General features: G+C 37.7%; 19 protein-coding genes. 7 read left to right on the top strand and 12 right to left on the bottom strand.

The genetic code is table 11. The features are described from left to right. Window positions 1–56: 56 nt before the first annotated feature. Window positions 57–227 (bottom strand): ribosome modulation factor, encoded by a 171-nt coding sequence (gene rmf / locus GQR53_RS09890; protein ID WP_002960897.1) that lies wholly within the window; start codon window positions 225–227, stop codon window positions 57–59. Window positions 228–636: 409 nt separating this feature from the next. Here rmf and GQR53_RS09885 point away from each other — a divergent pair, with 409 nt between their 5' ends. The 3 genes from GQR53_RS09885 to GQR53_RS09875 all read left to right on the top strand — a co-directional run bounded on the left by GQR53_RS09885 (window position 637) and on the right by GQR53_RS09875 (window position 2,803). After that, window positions 637–1,272, top strand: coding sequence for a TetR/AcrR family transcriptional regulator (locus GQR53_RS09885; RefSeq protein WP_007582758.1), 636 nt, complete (start codon window positions 637–639; stop codon window positions 1,270–1,272). A 49-nt stretch (window positions 1,273–1,321) separates the two neighbouring features. Beyond that, entirely contained in the window at window positions 1,322–2,314 is a 993-nt protein-coding gene (locus tag GQR53_RS09880) for an MDR family oxidoreductase (protein WP_165743830.1), read from the top strand. A gap of 72 nt (window positions 2,315–2,386) precedes the next feature. Continuing rightward, window positions 2,387–2,803 carry a VF530 family protein gene (locus GQR53_RS09875; RefSeq protein WP_149592379.1) on the top strand — a complete coding sequence of 139 codons (417 nt, stop codon included), beginning with the start codon at window positions 2,387–2,389 and terminating at the stop codon, window positions 2,801–2,803. Between the two features lie 98 nt (window positions 2,804–2,901). Here GQR53_RS09875 and GQR53_RS09870 read toward each other — a convergent pair whose 3' ends face one another. Continuing rightward, window positions 2,902–3,333, bottom strand: coding sequence for a DUF3859 domain-containing protein (locus GQR53_RS09870; RefSeq protein WP_165743829.1), 432 nt, complete (start codon window positions 3,331–3,333; stop codon window positions 2,902–2,904). A gap of 205 nt (window positions 3,334–3,538) precedes the next feature. Here GQR53_RS09870 and GQR53_RS09865 point away from each other — a divergent pair, with 205 nt between their 5' ends. Both GQR53_RS09865 and GQR53_RS09860 read left to right on the top strand, forming a co-directional pair. Then, window positions 3,539–4,543, top strand: coding sequence for a YHYH protein (locus tag GQR53_RS09865; RefSeq protein WP_165743828.1), 1,005 nt, complete (start codon window positions 3,539–3,541; stop codon window positions 4,541–4,543). Window positions 4,544–4,556: 13 nt separating this feature from the next. Then, window positions 4,557–5,087 (top strand): hypothetical protein, encoded by a 531-nt coding sequence (locus tag GQR53_RS09860; protein ID WP_165743827.1) that lies wholly within the window; start codon window positions 4,557–4,559, stop codon window positions 5,085–5,087. Between the two features lie 106 nt (window positions 5,088–5,193). Here GQR53_RS09860 and GQR53_RS09855 read toward each other — a convergent pair whose 3' ends face one another. The 7 genes from GQR53_RS09855 to GQR53_RS09825 all read right to left on the bottom strand — a co-directional run bounded on the left by GQR53_RS09855 (window position 5,194) and on the right by GQR53_RS09825 (window position 12,252). Continuing rightward, window positions 5,194–7,011 carry a serine/threonine protein kinase gene (locus GQR53_RS09855; protein ID WP_154903144.1) on the bottom strand — a complete coding sequence of 606 codons (1,818 nt, stop codon included), beginning with the start codon at window positions 7,009–7,011 and terminating at the stop codon, window positions 5,194–5,196. Between the two features lie 198 nt (window positions 7,012–7,209). Continuing rightward, the gene (locus GQR53_RS09850; RefSeq protein ID WP_165743826.1) at window positions 7,210–7,659 is read right to left on the bottom strand and encodes a hypothetical protein; all 450 of its coding nucleotides are present in this window, start codon (window positions 7,657–7,659) and stop codon (window positions 7,210–7,212) included. Window positions 7,660–7,926: 267 nt separating this feature from the next. Then, on the bottom strand, window positions 7,927–8,586 hold the full coding sequence (locus tag GQR53_RS09845; protein ID WP_165743825.1) for an NAD(P)H-dependent oxidoreductase: 660 nt from the start codon (window positions 8,584–8,586) through the stop codon (window positions 7,927–7,929). Window positions 8,587–8,860: 274 nt separating this feature from the next. After that, window positions 8,861–9,562: a hypothetical protein gene (locus tag GQR53_RS09840; RefSeq protein ID WP_231619904.1), complete on the bottom strand. Its 702-nt coding sequence runs from the start codon at window positions 9,560–9,562 to the stop codon at window positions 8,861–8,863. 481 nt (window positions 9,563–10,043) lie between these two features. Next, a complete protein-coding gene (locus tag GQR53_RS09835; RefSeq protein WP_165743824.1) occupies window positions 10,044–10,280 on the bottom strand; it encodes a hypothetical protein in 237 nt (78 codons plus the stop codon). Window positions 10,281–10,352: 72 nt separating this feature from the next. Further along, a complete protein-coding gene (locus GQR53_RS09830) occupies window positions 10,353–11,366 on the bottom strand; it encodes a DUF5924 family protein (protein WP_138489039.1) in 1,014 nt (337 codons plus the stop codon). Window positions 11,367–11,502: 136 nt separating this feature from the next. Then, window positions 11,503–12,252: an ATP-binding protein gene (locus GQR53_RS09825; protein ID WP_165743823.1), complete on the bottom strand. Its 750-nt coding sequence runs from the start codon at window positions 12,250–12,252 to the stop codon at window positions 11,503–11,505. A 626-nt stretch (window positions 12,253–12,878) separates the two neighbouring features. On the opposite strand from GQR53_RS09825, the gene GQR53_RS09820 reads away from it, so the two are divergent. Both GQR53_RS09820 and GQR53_RS09815 read left to right on the top strand, forming a co-directional pair. Next, on the top strand, window positions 12,879–13,856 hold the full coding sequence (locus GQR53_RS09820; RefSeq protein ID WP_002960920.1) for a DUF1852 domain-containing protein: 978 nt from the start codon (window positions 12,879–12,881) through the stop codon (window positions 13,854–13,856). Between the two features lie 78 nt (window positions 13,857–13,934). Then, complete coding sequence (locus GQR53_RS09815; protein ID WP_024604411.1) at window positions 13,935–14,963, top strand: methionine synthase; 1,029 nt, start codon at window positions 13,935–13,937, stop codon at window positions 14,961–14,963. Window positions 14,964–15,076: 113 nt separating this feature from the next. Here the strand turns inward: GQR53_RS09815 and GQR53_RS09810 are convergent, their stop codons facing one another. From GQR53_RS09810 to GQR53_RS09800, 3 genes are all read right to left on the bottom strand, one after another. Further along, window positions 15,077–15,499, bottom strand: coding sequence for a retropepsin-like aspartic protease (locus GQR53_RS09810; protein WP_024604412.1), 423 nt, complete (start codon window positions 15,497–15,499; stop codon window positions 15,077–15,079). Window positions 15,500–15,600: 101 nt separating this feature from the next. Beyond that, a complete protein-coding gene (locus GQR53_RS09805) occupies window positions 15,601–15,981 on the bottom strand; it encodes a hypothetical protein (protein WP_024593617.1) in 381 nt (126 codons plus the stop codon). 635 nt (window positions 15,982–16,616) lie between these two features. After that, complete coding sequence (locus GQR53_RS09800; protein ID WP_002961860.1) at window positions 16,617–16,838, bottom strand: hypothetical protein; 222 nt, start codon at window positions 16,836–16,838, stop codon at window positions 16,617–16,619. Window positions 16,839–16,907 lie beyond the last annotated feature (69 nt).

The following is a 16,907-nucleotide window of genomic DNA, read 5'->3' as shown; positions in this document are numbered from 1 at the left end:
GCGTACAAAAAGGCCTCCAACGTGGAGGCCTTTTTGCTTAAATTCGATTATTGATTTTAGGTTTTGTACATGTTGCGGTTTTCAATCGCTTCACGCCAACCTCCTAACCACTCTGATTTGGGATCTACTTGTTGATAAGGGCATAGCTCTTTTGAGCGACCTGCTAAACCTGCTTTAAAACCTTGAGAATGAGCTCTTTCTAAACGATCTCTTTTCTGTCTCTTCATCGGTAATATCCTCACCTTTTTATTTATATATTGTGTAGCATTAGTGAAATCTACATTTAATGAATAGTTAATAAAAATGTAAAATTCAAATCATAAAAGCAATTAAATTGTTTGACTTTAACTAAGCTGCTGATGCAAAAATGAATTAACATTTAAAAAAGTAAGTGGTCATACAACATTCAATTTGACCGGTTTTATGCTGAATAAAATGCGACTCAATAATCGCTAAAAAGCACTTATGTGCTTTAATTGTGACCGACTAATATAGACTAAGTTCCAAACAAAAATGTAATCGTGACACTTTTATTTCATTAATCTTAAATTAGTAGCCCGCCCCTAACTTGAAGTATTTTTAAACAATTTTAATTTATGCTTGATTATTTAAAGTCGATCGGTCTAATATACGTACATGAACAAAAATACATCAACACCAATACGCCGTGGTCGCCCACCTAAAATAGCCAGAGAGAACGCCGATACCAAAGCGTTACTTATTCGCACGGGCCTAGAAACATTAACAGAGTTTGGTTTTAGCGCCACGGGGCTCGATACTATTTTAAAAAAAGCGGCTGTGCCTAAAGGCTCTTTTTATCATTACTTTAAAAGTAAAGAAGCCTACGGCATTGCTCTAGTTGATGCATACGACAGTTATTTTATTGCCAAGCTTACCCATTACCTGCAACAAGAAGATGTTCCCCCACTTGAGCGAATCGTTAATTTTACCCAAAGCGCAATTAAAGGAATGAAAAAATACGATTACAAACGTGGGTGTTTAGTCGGTAACTTAAATCAAGAGCTTAACCATTTAAGTGATGAGTTTAAAACCAGGTTAATGCAAAGCTATACCGCTTGGCAAAACCATGTAGAAGTTTGCTTAAACCAAGCTAAGCAACAAGGCACAATTGCAAGCCATGTAAATACAAAATTGATGAGTGAGTACTTTTGGATTGGGTGGGAAGGTGCGGTTATGCGCGCAAAGCTCACAAAATCAAATACCCCACTTACTTTATATACAGAAATGTTTTTACGCGCATTACTAACCTAATGCGTTTTTATTCACCAATTAAAAGACGATCGGTCTAAAAGGATATCCCATGAGTAACCCAATTAAAGCCATTGTTATTAATAAAGAAGATAATAACTACAGCGCCTCATTATCGACTATAGAAAGCAGTGATTTACCAAACGAAAACGTGTCTATCGACGTGCTATACAGCACACTTAACTATAAAGATGGTTTAGCAATTACGGGTAAAGGCCCCGTTGTACGCAGTTTTCCTATGGTGCCAGGTATCGATTTAGTGGGTACGGTTACAAATTCCACCAGCGATGAATTTAAAAATGGCGATAACGTAATATTAAATGGCTTTGGTGTAGGCGAAAAACATTGGGGCGGGCTTGCTCAAAAAGCAGCACTTAATAGCGATTGGTTAATCCCCTTGCCTACAGGTATTTCACCAAAACAAGCAATGCAAATAGGTACAGCCGGTTATACCGCTATGCTAAGTGTTATAGCACTTGAAAAACAAGGAATAACTCCTGAATCTGGCGAAATACTGGTAACAGGTGCCAATGGTGGCGTAGGCAGCTTTGCTATTTATTTATTAAACCAGCTTGGCTACAACGTAACAGCAGCTACTGGTCGATTAGATCAAAGTGAATATTTAAAAGAGTTAGGTGCTAAACAGGTAATTGACAGAAACGAGCTTTCAAATCCTGGTAAGCCTTTTCAAAAAGAGCGCTTTGCAGCGGCAATAGATTCTGTAGGTAGCCATACACTTGCCAATATTTGTGCATCATTAAAGTATGGGGGTGTAGTAACCGCCTGCGGACTTGCCCAAGGCATGGATTTACCTGCCTCAGTTGCCCCATTTATATTACGTGGTGTGTCACTAATAGGCATTGATAGCGTAATGCGCCCTAAAGCCGACAGAATTGAAGCGTGGGATCGTTTAGCAAAATTAGTTAGCGCTGATTACTTAGATAAAATTTCGACTGAAATTTCACTAGAACACGCCATTGATAACGCAGAGCGACTTATGCAAGGCAAAATTCGCGGTCGTGTTGTAGTTAATTGTAAAAGTTAAGCTATTTACACTGTTAAAGCCTCGTTATTAAATTTATAATGCAATTTGTATTTTAATAACGAGGCAACACCTATGAGCAACCAAGAACTTTTCAGTAATAATCCACTGCAAGGCGTTAAATTAGAACAAGTGGTTGAAGAGCTGGTTGAACAATACGGGTGGGAGCTCCTACACGCTTATTTACAACTTAACTGCTTTAAAAACAATCCTGATATAAAGTCAGCGGTTAAATTTTTACGTAAAACACAATGGGCACAAGAAAAAGTAGATAACTTTTACCTTTATCGTCTTAAAAACTTACCTAAGCCTGATGATGTGCAATACGAATTACCGCCACGCGATCGCGTGATCCCAGCTGATCATAAACCTGGTGAGCCATGTGAGTTAAGTTTTAGTGATGCAAAACGTATTATGGAAAAAAAAGCATCAAAGCAACGTGCTCGCGATCGTAAACAACGCTCTAATTCTAGTAACCCTTGGGGTAACTAAACACGCTAATTTAATTTTGTAGAGCTATTTTAAATGGCTCTACAAGTCTCTTTTATTAATTTTTATTACATCCACGCCGTATAGCTAACAAATAGAAATCAATACCCTCGGTTTTTCCAAAAATCTGTTTCAGTACGCTCTACCTCTAATGCCACCTTAAAAGTTTTATCAGCAATAATTTTTCCATTTAGCTCAATCGTCATACGCCAATCACCCAACTTATTCTCTATTGGTAACCAAAGCGTGTCGCCTAAATAAAAGTTCCAATCACTGTTTTTAACGTATACATCGCCTTCAAAGGGGTCCATTACATCACCTTCACTGTCTGGAATATCTGGATGGTATATACAATAGTGAAGCTTTTCGCCTTTACCCTTTTTAATATTTACGATTAAGCCAAACTCAACATCTACCTCAGCTATTACATTTGTTGTAAATTGCTCTATTTGTGGCAATGCTTTACTTTCGCTGTCCCACTTAGAGTAAATACCGTGACTTTGTAACATCACTACAGGTTTTGTTTTAGCCATTAAGGTAACCTTTTATATTAGCTATTTTTGCATTAGTTTAACTTTTGAAATTTTAAAATAAAACACAATCCAATAAAGTTAAATCTCAACTTAGCTTTAATACTTCGCCTATTTACATCATTGCTAATTTGTCATCATTGTTTACACACTATTTGCAAAATTGCTGATTATTGTTTGAGTAACTTAATTGATCAGGTATGCAGCAATGAAACTACACGCAGTTAATATTAAAAACTCAAATCGGGTAAATGCTATAAAGCTAAGCACCTTGGCTCTAGTTGTTTCATCGTTAGTTGCTTGTGGAGGTGGAGAAGGCATAGTTGATACCTCAACAACTACAGATTCATCACCAACCACCTCAGATAACGGTACAGGTACGAGTAGCTCAACCCAAGGCGTGCTTTGTGAATATAGCTACAGTGAATATAACGAGTCAGAATCAGTACAAGCCACCAGCGCTGCAGATTGGTCATGCACAGGAACTACACGCGACTTAGTCGCTAATGGCATACCTGATCACGAAGTAGGTACATTCCCTAGTGCCGATAACCCAAATACTATTTCTGAACAATCAGTAAATGAAAGCTACACACTTGAGCCTGTAGAAACAACACAAGCAACCATGCTTGGTGCCCCTCGTGGAATGATAGGCGTTGTACTTAACGGCATTAAAATAGACGCAGGCACAGGCGGAAGTTGCGATGATTCAGGCACCGATTGCGATTTAGGCGACAACAGTGGTAATTGGAACATAGAAGCCTTAAGCCAAGACACGTTTAGTTTTGGAACAGACGACAACAATGCACACGTTCAACCCGATGGCACATATCATTATCATGGTATGCCTGAAGGCTTTGTAACACTGCGAGGTGGCAATAGCTCCACTATGACTCTAATAGGCTGGGCAGCAGACGGCTTTCCCATTTATGCACGTTACGGCTATTTAGACTCAAATGATGCAACTTCAGCGCTAACCTTAATGACCGGTAGCTACCAACACATAACATCTGTAAGCGCAAACCGCCCTTCTACCGATATATACCCATTAGGTACATTTGCACAAGATTGGGAGTACGTAGCAGGCTCTGGTGATTTAGATGAATGTAATGGCCGCGTTGGCGTAACACCTGAGTTTCCTGATGGGATATACCACTACTACGCAACAGACACTTACCCGTTTTTTCAACGCTGCGTTAAAGGCGAAGTTTAATTAGGAGTAAGTTATGCCTTATATGAAAAATTATCTGTTAAGTGTGACCACATTGGGCTTATTGAGTACATCAACATTAGCAAACGCGCATTTAATGGTTGCAGAGCACGGTACGCTGAATTTTGTTGATAATAACGTGTTTATTGTGCTTTCAATCCCTATTTCGGCTTTTAAAGGGGTTGATGAAAACAAGGATGGCAAAGTGTCAATAATTGAGTTTAACGCTCATAAAAAACTAATAACTAAGCGAGTTAAAAAGAACGTTTATTTAGCGGATCATCAGTATAAATTTACTATTGATGGACTTTTACTAAACCCAGAAGCGTCGCATAAACATAAAAGCGACAATATAGACCAAGTAACCATTACTGGGCGCTACTCTTTGCCAAGTAAACTAACCAAAGTTAACTTTAACGTTAAGCTATTTAGTAACAATGAGCACAAGCAGCATTATCAAATTACAGCGACTAATAAAACGCAAAAGCTAACTCATCAATTTGAGCTATCACCAACGTCGCCCTTTAGTAAGGTGTTTAATAATTAGTAATACTTACCTAAATAATTAAGTAGTAAAGAGTACAAGTTAAACCAATTTGTGCTCTTTTTTATCTTTGTCTTGTTATTTAACACTCTTTAGTGAAGGGTTCTTTCTATAAAGATACAAGCTTGGGATTTTTAGGAAAATAATGCTCTTGTTGCTGCTCACATAAACTAAACTCACGGGTGTTTTTATATGGTAACTTCATAAAGCCCGCAACACCCACGTCCGTAATATTTACTGCGTATTGCATAAGCTTATTTAGCAAACGTTTAAACTCAACCTCTTTGCTCGAATCGAGTAAGCGGTAGTAATGGTGAATCTTCATTCTGTCAGGCAGTGCTTCAAAAATAATACACCCCGTATGATGAATTTGGTTAAGCTCAAATACGCACTTAATAACTTTTTTTGGTAGCTGTAGTTGCTCATCAGGGTCTTTACCGTCTTCAAAGTATGAATGCGGGCGGGTTATGTCGTTTGCTTTCATGCTTACAACTTCGTATTCAAGCTCTGGTAGGCTATCAAACTTAAATGCACCGGTGCCATCTCGCTCTAGTTGAATGGTTTTACGGGCGTCAAACAAACAACACTTAAATAACCCTTTTTGATTAATCGCTTGCGCAAGCATCACTGTGTTATTAATCGCATCACTAAACGCATCACCCAATGATTCGTCATGCATTATTAAAGATGATTCAACAAACATTGACTCATCCTTCCAATGAAAACTAAGCCCACCTACTACAGGGTACTTAGCTAATCGGCTTATTGATGCTAAAAATGCTTTTTCGGTATCGCCTGTATCAAACAAAAACTCTTTATAATAACGGTCAAGTTGCGCGTCGTTTATATCTAGTAATTGCTGGTTATGATCGGCTTGGCGTAAAAACTGTTTTCGTGAACTATATACCACCGTGTCGGGCTGCTCGTCGTTACCATACCAAAAAGGGATATCTGCTTTTCTTTGTTTTTTATCAAGCTCAGGTAAATACATTTTGGCCATAGTTGTAATGTTACGCATAAAGTAATCACCAGCACCATCACGTATGGCCTTACTTTTTGACAGCATGCCATCAATCACCTTAGCCAGCTCTTTTGGGAGCCCTAAGCTGCTTGCAGGGATGGCTTGCGCACCAAAGCGGCACGACTGCGCCGACGCTAACGCATATAACGTAGCGGCTACACCTTGTTCGTCAAATCGTGGGGATGATTGCTCTCCCGACATTTGCGCTTCACCAATAAAGTACACATCGCCCATACGAGCATTCGTTGTGCTTAAATCGCCCGACATTAAATCCATAAAGTTACTCGCAACAGGATTCCCATCACTATCGAGCTGTGCATACACAGAGCTGCCCCAATCCACTAACGAAAGCGCATCAGTGTTTGCATCCCAAACAAGGTTTGAAGGTTTTATATCGCCATGCACTATAGGTTGTGGGCTAACGCCATTTTTGTGGCTACGTAAATCAATTAATACATTACGTAACCTAACAGCTAGCGCCATTATTTGCGCGGCACTAAAGCGCCCTGTTTTAAGCGATACTTTTTCAAGGTCCTCTCCAATGGCGCGAGCCATCATTAAAATGCCTTGTTTTTTAATTCGCTCAAATGCATAAAAAGTAGGCACTAAGGGGTTATTAATTTGCGAAAGCATATACGCTTCGTCTTCTAGGCGGTCACGTACACTTTGGGCAAGTGTAATACGCGAAAACTTAAATACCCAAGGTAAGCCGTTATCGTCATCACCTGCAAACACAAAACCAAAAGCACCCGAGCCAATCATTTCAACGTTTTTGTAGCCCAGCAGTGTTAGCTGCTTAATACAAATATTAAGCCACTGGCGGTGTTTTTTAGCATCGCGGTGCGAAAGCAAATAAACAGATTGCTCTTCGTTGATATAAAAGTTGCGGATTTCTTTGGCTTTCAATACAGGTACTCAAATTTATAAAACTAACCAATTATTAGTTTTATGTAATGAGATTACAATAGGTTAAATAAGAGTTTTGAAATCGTGGTATAAAACAGCGCTAAAGTAGCGCCATAGCAGTAAATTTAAGTGTAAACGTTAAAGCTCAAATTAAGCTTTTACAATGCACTGTATATAAATACAGTGCATTGCTCTTTGCTAACTTTCAATAAAACGAAGCTGCTTAATTGATGACACAGCTATGTGCGTTTGATAATAATATTTATTAGTGGCTCTACCACGGCTCATAAAATCGATAGTTACTCGTTTAGCTTCGCCTGTTACTTCTATTGTTTTATAAATAAAAAAGGTGTCTGCTGGTTGTCCGTATTTACTTTGAAGCTCTGCTACCACATTGGGCTGTATTGATACCGTAATAGAACGCCTGTCACGATAATCAGTTTCGGTATTTAAATACAACCAACTACCCTGAGCTCCCGCCGCTTTAATTTGAAACTGGTAAGTGCCAGCAACACCCTTAGGTGCACTTTGCTCAGTTAAAGCGATAAGGTTCATATTTGCTGCCGTACTTTGGCTCATTTCAATTTTATGGGGAACAGAACTACATGCACTAAGCGTTAGCACACTCAGTAAGGCTAGATATTTCAAGACACAATTTCCTTGTTTCTTACACCAATTCGCATAATTCAGTGATCTATTTTGAGACAAGAAAATCGTGTGGAAAACACAGCAAAAATTTCGTTATTGAGTTGTTCTATATCAGAAACTTTTAATGCAGTTAGCGATTTAATCCCTTAAATTGATTAACTATTATTGCGAATTGGTATTATGCATTATTAAAAATATGTAGCGTTAATGATACCACTATATGCAGCTGTGTTTCTATAATCAATCCAAGCAATTAGTTAGCGGATATTAAGGCGCATTGCGCTGAGAGGGATCTGTTTTAAAGCTTTTTAGCAAACTTTGTGGGTCAACCACCTCGGTATGCTCTTTAGCAGCCTGCGCCCACCATACTAGTTGGCCAAACGTGCGTGAGAAATAATTAAACCACGATGATTGACTCTCTCCTGCAACAAGTTTGCCATCCTCACTAAACACATCTTGCGCTTTTGGCACGTGGATCATAGCCGATACCGGCAAACAGCCAAGTTCAGATAAAAACGTGCGCATACTAATGGCCGCTCTTACACCACCCCACTGTCCTGCTGAGTAAGTAACTATTGCACTTGGTTTATACGAAAATAGTGAGCTACCAAAATGATTAAGTAAGTCAGCGAGAGCTGGACTCATGCTGTGATTGTACTCAGGGCTAATCATTATATATCCATCTGCGGCTTTAATTTTATCAGCTAATAGAGTGAGCTCTGTAGGTGCATTACTTTTAGCGTATGCAAAGTGTGGTTTAAATACGTTTTCGCTAGGAAAATCCAACGCATCAATTAGCTCAAACTCATGATCGCCAAAATGCTCTGTTAAGCATTCTATACAAGCCCTAGAAACCCTTAAGCCTAAGCGAGCTGGTTTTGGTGGAGTGCTATCGCGTACTGTGCCTAAAAATACTAAAAACTTCATATGTAATTCTCAACTTTTTTAAACGATAGCTAAACACTAACATTTTTTAGTTATTGTGTATTACACATACGCATTGTTTATTGATTCAAAGCACAATAATAATTAAATTTAAAACTGAAATTTAGCAACAACCGCGCCGTTAAACATATTTTATCGTGTATTACTATTTGACCCTAAGATCGATTTAATCATGCAGCAAGAGTTTTACCCAGTAGGCTCTGAACTGCCTAAAGTAAAACGCACTGCTACAAACACAATATCGAAAAAGCGCGCCCTAGTATTGATAACTTAGCCCTACACCACCCCAAAATATATTTCGAAGTGCCTCGTCACCTGCAAAGCGTTTTTCATCTTTATTAACTGCAATGCTATAGCTTGTATATGTGTATAGGGCTAACTGATTAAAAAGCTGATACGACAAGTTTGCAGTAAACTTAACGTTGTTTACTCCGTTGTGCCCATCACTAACATACCCCGCATTAACCCCCACGCCTGATTGAATATCTACTGATAGTAAATCGTTAATATAAAAACCTTTTTTTACTGCCATCTCCAAAAATGTACCGCTGGCATCAAATGAATAATAAACACTACTTAATAACTGAATACCGTCCGCAAAAAAATACGCAACGTCGAGGCTTAGCTCATTATCGTGAGCATCAATGCCTTCTTCGCGAGCTTTAATATAGTTATAGCCTACATACATCTCTATCCGCTCAGATAAGTGAGCGGTATAAATAGCATTTAAATTAAGCTCTGAATAATCACTACTAATACCTTTTGCCGCCCAAGGGATCACCGCAAAGTTTTTATAGTTAACCTCAGTAGCAATTGATGCAATACCATTACCGGCAAGGTTATCTCGACCTTCGGTAACATATCGGCTCTCCCATAATGGATGAATATGTAAATCAAACTCTTTATTTTTATAATTTACGTCAGTATGGGTATGCTTAATATTTCCGCCTACGCCCACTTCAAGCTCTTGGTAGTGCTCTTGTGTTTTTGCTTGTGCGTAAGCTGTATTTGCTACCGCTAGAGTCGTAATAACAAATACATATTTTCAATAGTGAGTCATTTATTAAGTCCAAAACCATCATAAATGGTAAAAAGTGGCGCATAGTATTGTTATAAAACGTGTTAGCGAAATAAATAGATGCATATATATTGTTTTATTTATTAGATTTGAAGTATTTACTAAGTATTACCCATAAACTACAAGTTGCAATTAGCTCGGGTTTTAACCAGCAAACCAAAGCTATATACGCACCGAGCAATGCTCTAGCAGGTACTTAATTTAATAGTAAAATGATAGTTATAGTACTCACGGTGAGGCGCTCCCTATTGCAAAAACAGGAAAAGTATAAGTAGGAAGTGTAAAAAGTGCGGTAACGGGACAAACATAAGCAGCAACAACTCAATAGGCTGATTATTCTTAACCTAATTTATTAGCAAATTTAATGACTTAAATAAGCCATAACGGCAATGAGTGCAACATAAAAACCAAAACCTAGTAAGAAGGTAAAGTCGACTCTTCTAGCTTTACTCGCTTTATAAGATGCAAAGTCTTTAAACTCGCTTTTATACAGCCCAAACGTAACCACTTTTAATAGTAGCCAACCGGTCGAGTAAAATAAAAAGCTCAAGCCAGTATCAACTATTAGCCAAATAAAAATCTCAAATGCAATACTCATTAACTATGTCCATTAGTTTGGAATACAAAAACTATATCAGCTATGTGTTTAAAATACAGCCGGCTTAGTTAATTAAGGTGTAACAGTAAATTTCGTTAAACCTATTAACTGACCTGATTCGGTGACTACTTTTACCTGCCACTTACCAACAGAGTCGCTAGGAAAATTTACCTTGTGGGTCCATGCTCTGTAACCTAGCTCTCTCCCGCCGTTTATATTTAACGTGATCCGATCAACTTCCTTTTTATTATGAAGCCACACATGAAATATTTTTTCATTTAAGCCTCTTGGTGCTTTAACAGCGGTCCAACTATATAAACCTTGATGATGCAGTGTATAAGAGTCTAACTGTTTAATACTCCCTACTGGCTTTTTATGCTGTAAATCAACTTCATGAGCTAGCGTAATATCGGTTAATCGCAGCGCAGCAGGAGGCACATAGCTTCTTAACTGCCACACAGCAGTGCTCAAAGCACATAAAATCAATACAAGAATAGGAAAGCGCCACCAGCGTGCATTAGGCATTAAATTGTTTAAACTCGGAAGAGTAACCACTACAGCCGTTACAAGGGCTGCAGCTAAACTTTGGCTCGTGGTAAGGTTTAACAAAATAGGTAAGGTAACAAGTAAAACAACGAATAAAGCAAAGTTATGAAACACACTAAATAACGTACGGTTTTTAGCAAGCTTCTTATAATAGAAGGGGTCGATTACCGATATAACCGCACACAAAACAATGAGGGAGGTAAAAAATGCTTGAGGATGGTCCCACTGCGTAACCGCTAAAAAAAACGGCAAAGCAAAAAATAGACTTTCTTGTTGCACCATTTGTAGAGCAAAACGCATTACATTAGGAGATACAGCCACACCAAATTTTTCTTCTACTTTGTCTCGTAGCCAATTATCAATAATTAGCCACAACCAACTAATAAGTAAAAATATCGCAATAACTTGCGAAAAAGACTCTTTTCTATCTACAAGTGCAAAGCTGGCAACGCCCGACAAAAACGCCAATACAGCCAATAATCCAGGCCGCTTTTGCATCGCGCTTATAAATTTGGCGATTATATTTTTACAGTAATCCATGTATGAGTGTTTCCGTACGGGTACGTACTTTATTATTTTTATTCAGAGTAAGGTTAGTTTAACCACTTTTAAATGAACAACAGATAGACGGATGGATTTAAACGCGTCATTTAACAGTACATCAAACTAACCATTTTTAATTAAATAAAAGCTCGGCATAGCGCGTCATTGGTACGTTTATTAATTTTTGTAACGCGTGAGCCTTAGCAAGTAATTCATCCTCACTAAGTACAGGCATTTTATTGTTAAAAGCAAAAACAATTTTATTCCCGCCTTCAATAATAAAACTAAAAATCTTTCCTGCAAATTCTTTCTTAAGTAGTTGATCAAACGCTTCTCTTTGCCCAACTTTGGTATGGCAAATATTAAGTACTAAAACACCATCAAAAGTGAGCGCATTTTTACAATCGCGTAAGTAGGATGATTGCACCTGATCTGATTCCATCCCTTCTGAGCTATATAAATCAGAAAAAATAACATCCGTTTTTATCTGCGTTTTTTTCATGTAGTTTGCCGCATCATCAATGTGAATAAACAAACGTTCTGACACAGGCAGTTCAAAATATTTTATAGCCATATCAGCCACGGCTTTACGGTATTCAACGGTATGTATGGTCAGTGAAGGAAACGCATGATAAAGACTTTTTGCTATAGAGCCCGCCCCAAGTCCCATTATCATCGCGGTTTTTAAATTTGGTATAAAAAAAATCGCAGCCATCATAGCTTGCGTATAAGCTAAGCTTAACCCATTAATATTATTTAACTTAATACAGCTTTGATAAATTTTTCCGTCAAAGCTGAGAATAAGATTCTTTTTTGTTTGATATACATAAACAGGGCCATGCTCATCAATAGTTGATGCAATACAAGTGCCTTTGATATCCACGAATACTCAATAGGTGAGGTGATGAAAAACGAGTATAACTTAGTTAACGTACTACCATTGCTACTAATATGGCTCATAACGCTTTTATTAATTTACAAGCATTTATACGTACTCAAAAAAGTCGGTTTATCATTTAGGTTAGATGAGCTGAAGTATCTGCTTTTATAGTGAATTAAAACTTTCCCAGTGATGACTCTTAGTACAAGCAACGACTTAACCTACTAAAAATTTGACTAATGTACTGTTATAGCTATAAAAAACCCCTTTGAATATTCCTCATGTTCAACATGAATAAAGTGCACACCACCACTAAAGAAGTCTAAACGGCTAAACATCCATCCTTTATTTTTACTGATTTGTGCCTTTTTTTCGTCAATTGCTACGTAATCGAATCTAACAATAATGATTAATGAATATGACTCATGTTTTATGTGAAATTAAACCGTTTTTCTTCATATCCCAATCAACGTATAAATTACTCATCCCTTAGCGCTAAACACTATTGCTAACAACTTAAAGCTGCTGAATACCTAAACCAGCTGAGCCAGCTTAGTAAGTTGTGTTGTAAGGCTAGTAAAGCGCAAAGCATCAATCAGGTTTAAATTATAAAATTGGATATAAACACGATGAAAAAAGATTTTACATTTAATATTAAGAGCGTTTCACTCGACGAAAATTATCATCCATCAACTAATACGCGTATCACAACCAACTTTGCTAATTTAGCCAGAGGTGAATACCGCAAAGCAAACTTACGTAACGCCTTAAACATGATTAACAACCGTTTTAATGCCCTAGCCCACTGGGATAATACCAAAGGTGAGCGTTATGCTGTTGAGCTTGAAATTGTCTCTGTTGAAATAGGTATTGAAGATGGCGGCGAAAGCTTCCCCTCTATCGAAATATTAAAAACAAATATTGTTGATCATAAAACAAATAAACGCATTGAAGGTATTGTAGGAAACAACTTTTCATCGTATGTGCGCGACTACGATTTTAGCGTACTTCTACAAGAGCATAATAAAGGTAAGTCTCAATTTAGCATTCCAGATGACTTTGGGGTTTTACATGGCAAACTATTTCAGTCATTCGTAAATTCGGATACATACAAACAAAACTTTAAAAAACCACCGGTTATATGCCTAAGTGTGTCAGATAACAAAACCTACAACCGCACTGAAAACCAACACCCGGTACTTGGCGTTGAATACGAACCAAATGAATCGTCTTTAACTGAGCAATACTTCAAAAAAATGGGCTTGCAGGTACGTTACTTTATGCCGCCAAATAGTGCAGCGCCTTTAGCATTGTTTTTCTTTGGTGATTTACTTAATGATTACAGCAATCTTGAGCTTATAAGCACCATTAGTACGATGGAAACGTTTCAAAAAATCTACAGACCAGAGATTTATAATGCCAACGCAACAGCGGGTAAATCATATAAACCAAACTTAAAAAACTTGGACCACTCACTAACGCAAATTGTGTATGACCGAGAAGAGCGCGGCAAGTTAGCAAACGAGCAAGGCAAGTTTGCGCAAGAGCATTTTATCAAGCCGTACCAAAGAGTTCTTGAGCAATTCTCTACTAGCTATCTGTCATAACAACTAATAGTAACAAGCAGTAATAACGCGCTTAACGATACGTTTAATAATTAACTAAAATATACGGCATTATTTATTATGAAAAAATTACTACCTACATCTACCGCTGGCAGTTTACCTAAGCCTTTATGGCTTGCAGAGCCAGAAACACTTTGGTCACCTTGGAAATTACAAGGTGATGAATTAACCCAAGGAAAACACGACGCCCTACGCTTGTCATTATTCGACCAACAACAAGCAGGCATTGATATTGTTAGCGATGGTGAGCAAACAAGGCAGCATTTTGTAACTACATTTATAGAGCATCTAAATGGCGTTGACTTTGAAAAACGTAAAACAGTAAAAATTCGTGACCGATACGACGCAAGCGTACCCACTGTTGTTGGCCCTGTTAGCCGTCAAAAGCCTGTGTTTGTTGAAGACGCTAAATTTTTACGCAAGCAAACCAAGCAATCAATAAAATGGGCATTGCCAGGCCCAATGACAATGATTGACACGCTTTACGACGATCATTATAAAAGCCGCGAAAAACTAGCGTGGGAATTTGCCATAATTCTCAATCAAGAAGCAAAAGAATTAGAAGCCGCAGGCGTTGATATCATCCAATTTGATGAGCCCGCGTTTAACGTATTTTTTGATGAAGTGAACGACTGGGGAATCGCCTGTTTAGAGCGCGCAATTGAAGGGCTTAAATGCGAAACCGCAGTGCATATTTGCTATGGCTACGGCATTAAAGCAAATACAGATTGGAAAAAAACACTAGGATCTGAATGGCGACAGTACGAAGAAGCATTCCCTAAGCTTCAGCAATCTAATATCGATATTATCTCACTAGAGTGCCATAACTCGCATGTACCAATGGATTTACTAGAACTCATTCGCGGTAAAAAAGTAATGGTAGGCGCAATTGATGTAGCAAATCATACTATCGAAACGCCAGAAGAAGTAGCTAATACGCTACGTAAAGCACTGCAATTCGTAGATGCCGACAAACTCTACCCGTGTACAAACTGCGGCATGGCTCCACTGCCTCACCATATAGCCAGAGGTAAACTAAATGCCTTGAGCGCAGGGGCTGAAATTATAAGAAAAGAACTAGAAAAGTAGCTTTAAAATACAAATTGTAAACAATAACAACTGTCGCACCATGCCATAGTAAAATCCATAAACATGGTGCGTTAGCTAAAACCGACTAAAGAACAAAGTTTAGGTTAGTTATTTTATTTTTTTTTATTAAAAAGCTCTAATCTATTTTTTGAAAAATCGATAACTGCTTGGTATTTGGTAAAAAAGGGAGAGCCTAACAAGCCATGTACTCCCTTTTCACCACCCGCTACCTGAACATGGTCAAGATTAAGTGACACAAAGTCAGGACTTTCAAACAAGGCATTTCCAAACTCAATTGAATGAACTTCTATATCTCCCATAGCGTGATCCGAAGTGCCTAAGCCTGCTGCATTCTCAACATTTAGTGTCTCTTCAATGCCTAACTCACTTAGGCATCCCCTGTCTAAAACAGATGTTCCAGCGCCAGTATCTAAAATAAAACGTAACAATTTACCGTTAATTTTAGCTTCAACAATTTGGTGGCCTGTTTCTGATATTTCAAACTCAATTACAGTTTTGCCTTCAGATAAATTCATATACGTTCCTTGTTATAAAGTTTTTAAAATCTTACTTACTATTTTCAGCTTCCCACAATTAATAGCCAAATTTTACTAGTCGCCCACCTCAGCGCGTTTTGTTAGGTAACGTTTATCACCTGAGGCTCAATATTTGTTAAAACATGGATGATTTCATTTGTAGTCATTACTGAATAATGAAACAGCTTATTGTTGTTTAAACTGAAAGTATTCGTTTTAGTTTGAGCATACTCCAATAAGCTTGAATCAGAATACACGCCGATTACGCCCGAATCACGGTTTTGATGATAGTCATGAAAATGGCTACTTTCATCATAAGTTTCAAATAAAACGGTATTCGTAAACACAACCATAAACCTTACGGGATCATCGCCTTTTATATAAGTTTTAAGGTTCAGTGTTAGTAACCCATCAACATACGATAATTTGTCTAAGCTCCAGTCTTGGTAATTATTTGTGACTTCATCGATGGCAGTATTCATTTAATTACCTAACGAGCCTGTAGATTAACTCGTTTCTATTTGTTTTTATTGATAAGCAAACCATAGCTGAGTTCCTATTTTGGTTCAATTGATTACTGTCTTTTTACACAGAATATAGAAGTGTTTGATATTGTTTTAATTGGCGTTTTGGAAGGGATTAAGGGTGGTTGAGTGGCTTTTATTTAGAGTAAGAGGGCTTACCCTTCTTAATTCATCGTGTTTTGCAGCTTTTCTATATTATGAGCAAGGCAATACAGTTGCCACACAATAAAGTAAAGGCATTGACTTTCGCTTGCCCCCGTAAGGTCAGTTTATTCATGCCTTTGTTCACTGTAATATTCCGCTTTTTATTTAAAGGAAAGCCGGTTTAATACAGCCGAGTCGTTTGCCATTCTTTAATAAACAGATATCGTAGCCCGATTGTGCTGTCTATTTTTACTTTCATTTTGTCTACATAGCTCAGCTTTTTGCGTGATTCATTATTTATAATAGTGCACTCTTCATACTGTTTTTGTTGGCTTTTTTCCTAATGATTAGGATAGGTGTCATCCTAATCATTATTTTCCTCAAAGTGATGAGGAGGTGTCCACTAAAACGGGTCAGGAGCATTGTCCTTGTTTAACAGCTTGTTATAACTAATTACCACTTCTAAGCTGTTCTTTTAAGTTAAGGTTTTCATTTTTCAATATTTCAACTTGCTGCTTGTAAGATGCAACTTCACTTTTTAAACTAGAAACATCAGACTGTATCTCATCTAGTTTTTCTACAATTTCTATGGAACGTGCATTCCCCAAAAAGAGAACAATTAACGCTATTACGAATAACGTGCCACCAGTTAACTTTACTTTTGATTCCATCCACTACAGCTCCTTTGGTTATAACGAGCCTGTAGATTTACTCGTTTTTTTATTTGTTTTTTATTGATA

This window comes from Pseudoalteromonas sp. Z9A6 (assembly GCF_011378805.1).
GTDB classification, from domain to species: Bacteria; Pseudomonadota; Gammaproteobacteria; order Enterobacterales; family Alteromonadaceae; genus Pseudoalteromonas; species Pseudoalteromonas distincta.
This window is presented reverse-complemented; position numbering and strand designations above follow the sequence as displayed.

Excerpts from the sequence above, each read along its gene's own strand:
- GQR53_RS09815 (WP_024604411.1), top strand. The coding sequence starts at position 13,935 with ATGAAAAAATTACTACCTACATCTACCGCTGGCAGTTTACCTAAGCCT.
- GQR53_RS09800 (WP_002961860.1), bottom strand. The coding sequence starts at position 16,838 with ATGGAATCAAAAGTAAAGTTAACTGGTGGCACGTTATTCGTAATAGCG.
- GQR53_RS09810 (WP_024604412.1), bottom strand. The coding sequence starts at position 15,499 with ATGAATTTATCTGAAGGCAAAACTGTAATTGAGTTTGAAATATCAGAA.
- GQR53_RS09865 (WP_165743828.1), top strand. The coding sequence starts at position 3,539 with ATGAAACTACACGCAGTTAATATTAAAAACTCAAATCGGGTAAATGCT.
- GQR53_RS09885 (WP_007582758.1), top strand. The coding sequence starts at position 637 with ATGAACAAAAATACATCAACACCAATACGCCGTGGTCGCCCACCTAAA.
- GQR53_RS09870 (WP_165743829.1), bottom strand. The coding sequence starts at position 3,333 with ATGGCTAAAACAAAACCTGTAGTGATGTTACAAAGTCACGGTATTTAC.
- GQR53_RS09805 (WP_024593617.1), bottom strand. The coding sequence starts at position 15,981 with ATGAATACTGCCATCGATGAAGTCACAAATAATTACCAAGACTGGAGC.
- GQR53_RS09875 (WP_149592379.1), top strand. The coding sequence starts at position 2,387 with ATGAGCAACCAAGAACTTTTCAGTAATAATCCACTGCAAGGCGTTAAA.
- GQR53_RS09820 (WP_002960920.1), top strand. The coding sequence starts at position 12,879 with ATGAAAAAAGATTTTACATTTAATATTAAGAGCGTTTCACTCGACGAA.
- GQR53_RS09835 (WP_165743824.1), bottom strand. The coding sequence starts at position 10,280 with ATGAGTATTGCATTTGAGATTTTTATTTGGCTAATAGTTGATACTGGC.
- rmf (WP_002960897.1), bottom strand. The coding sequence starts at position 227 with ATGAAGAGACAGAAAAGAGATCGTTTAGAAAGAGCTCATTCTCAAGGT.
- GQR53_RS09880 (WP_165743830.1), top strand. The coding sequence starts at position 1,322 with ATGAGTAACCCAATTAAAGCCATTGTTATTAATAAAGAAGATAATAAC.
- GQR53_RS09845 (WP_165743825.1), bottom strand. The coding sequence starts at position 8,586 with ATGAAGTTTTTAGTATTTTTAGGCACAGTACGCGATAGCACTCCACCA.
- GQR53_RS09860 (WP_165743827.1), top strand. The coding sequence starts at position 4,557 with ATGCCTTATATGAAAAATTATCTGTTAAGTGTGACCACATTGGGCTTA.
- GQR53_RS09830 (WP_138489039.1), bottom strand. The coding sequence starts at position 11,366 with ATGGATTACTGTAAAAATATAATCGCCAAATTTATAAGCGCGATGCAA.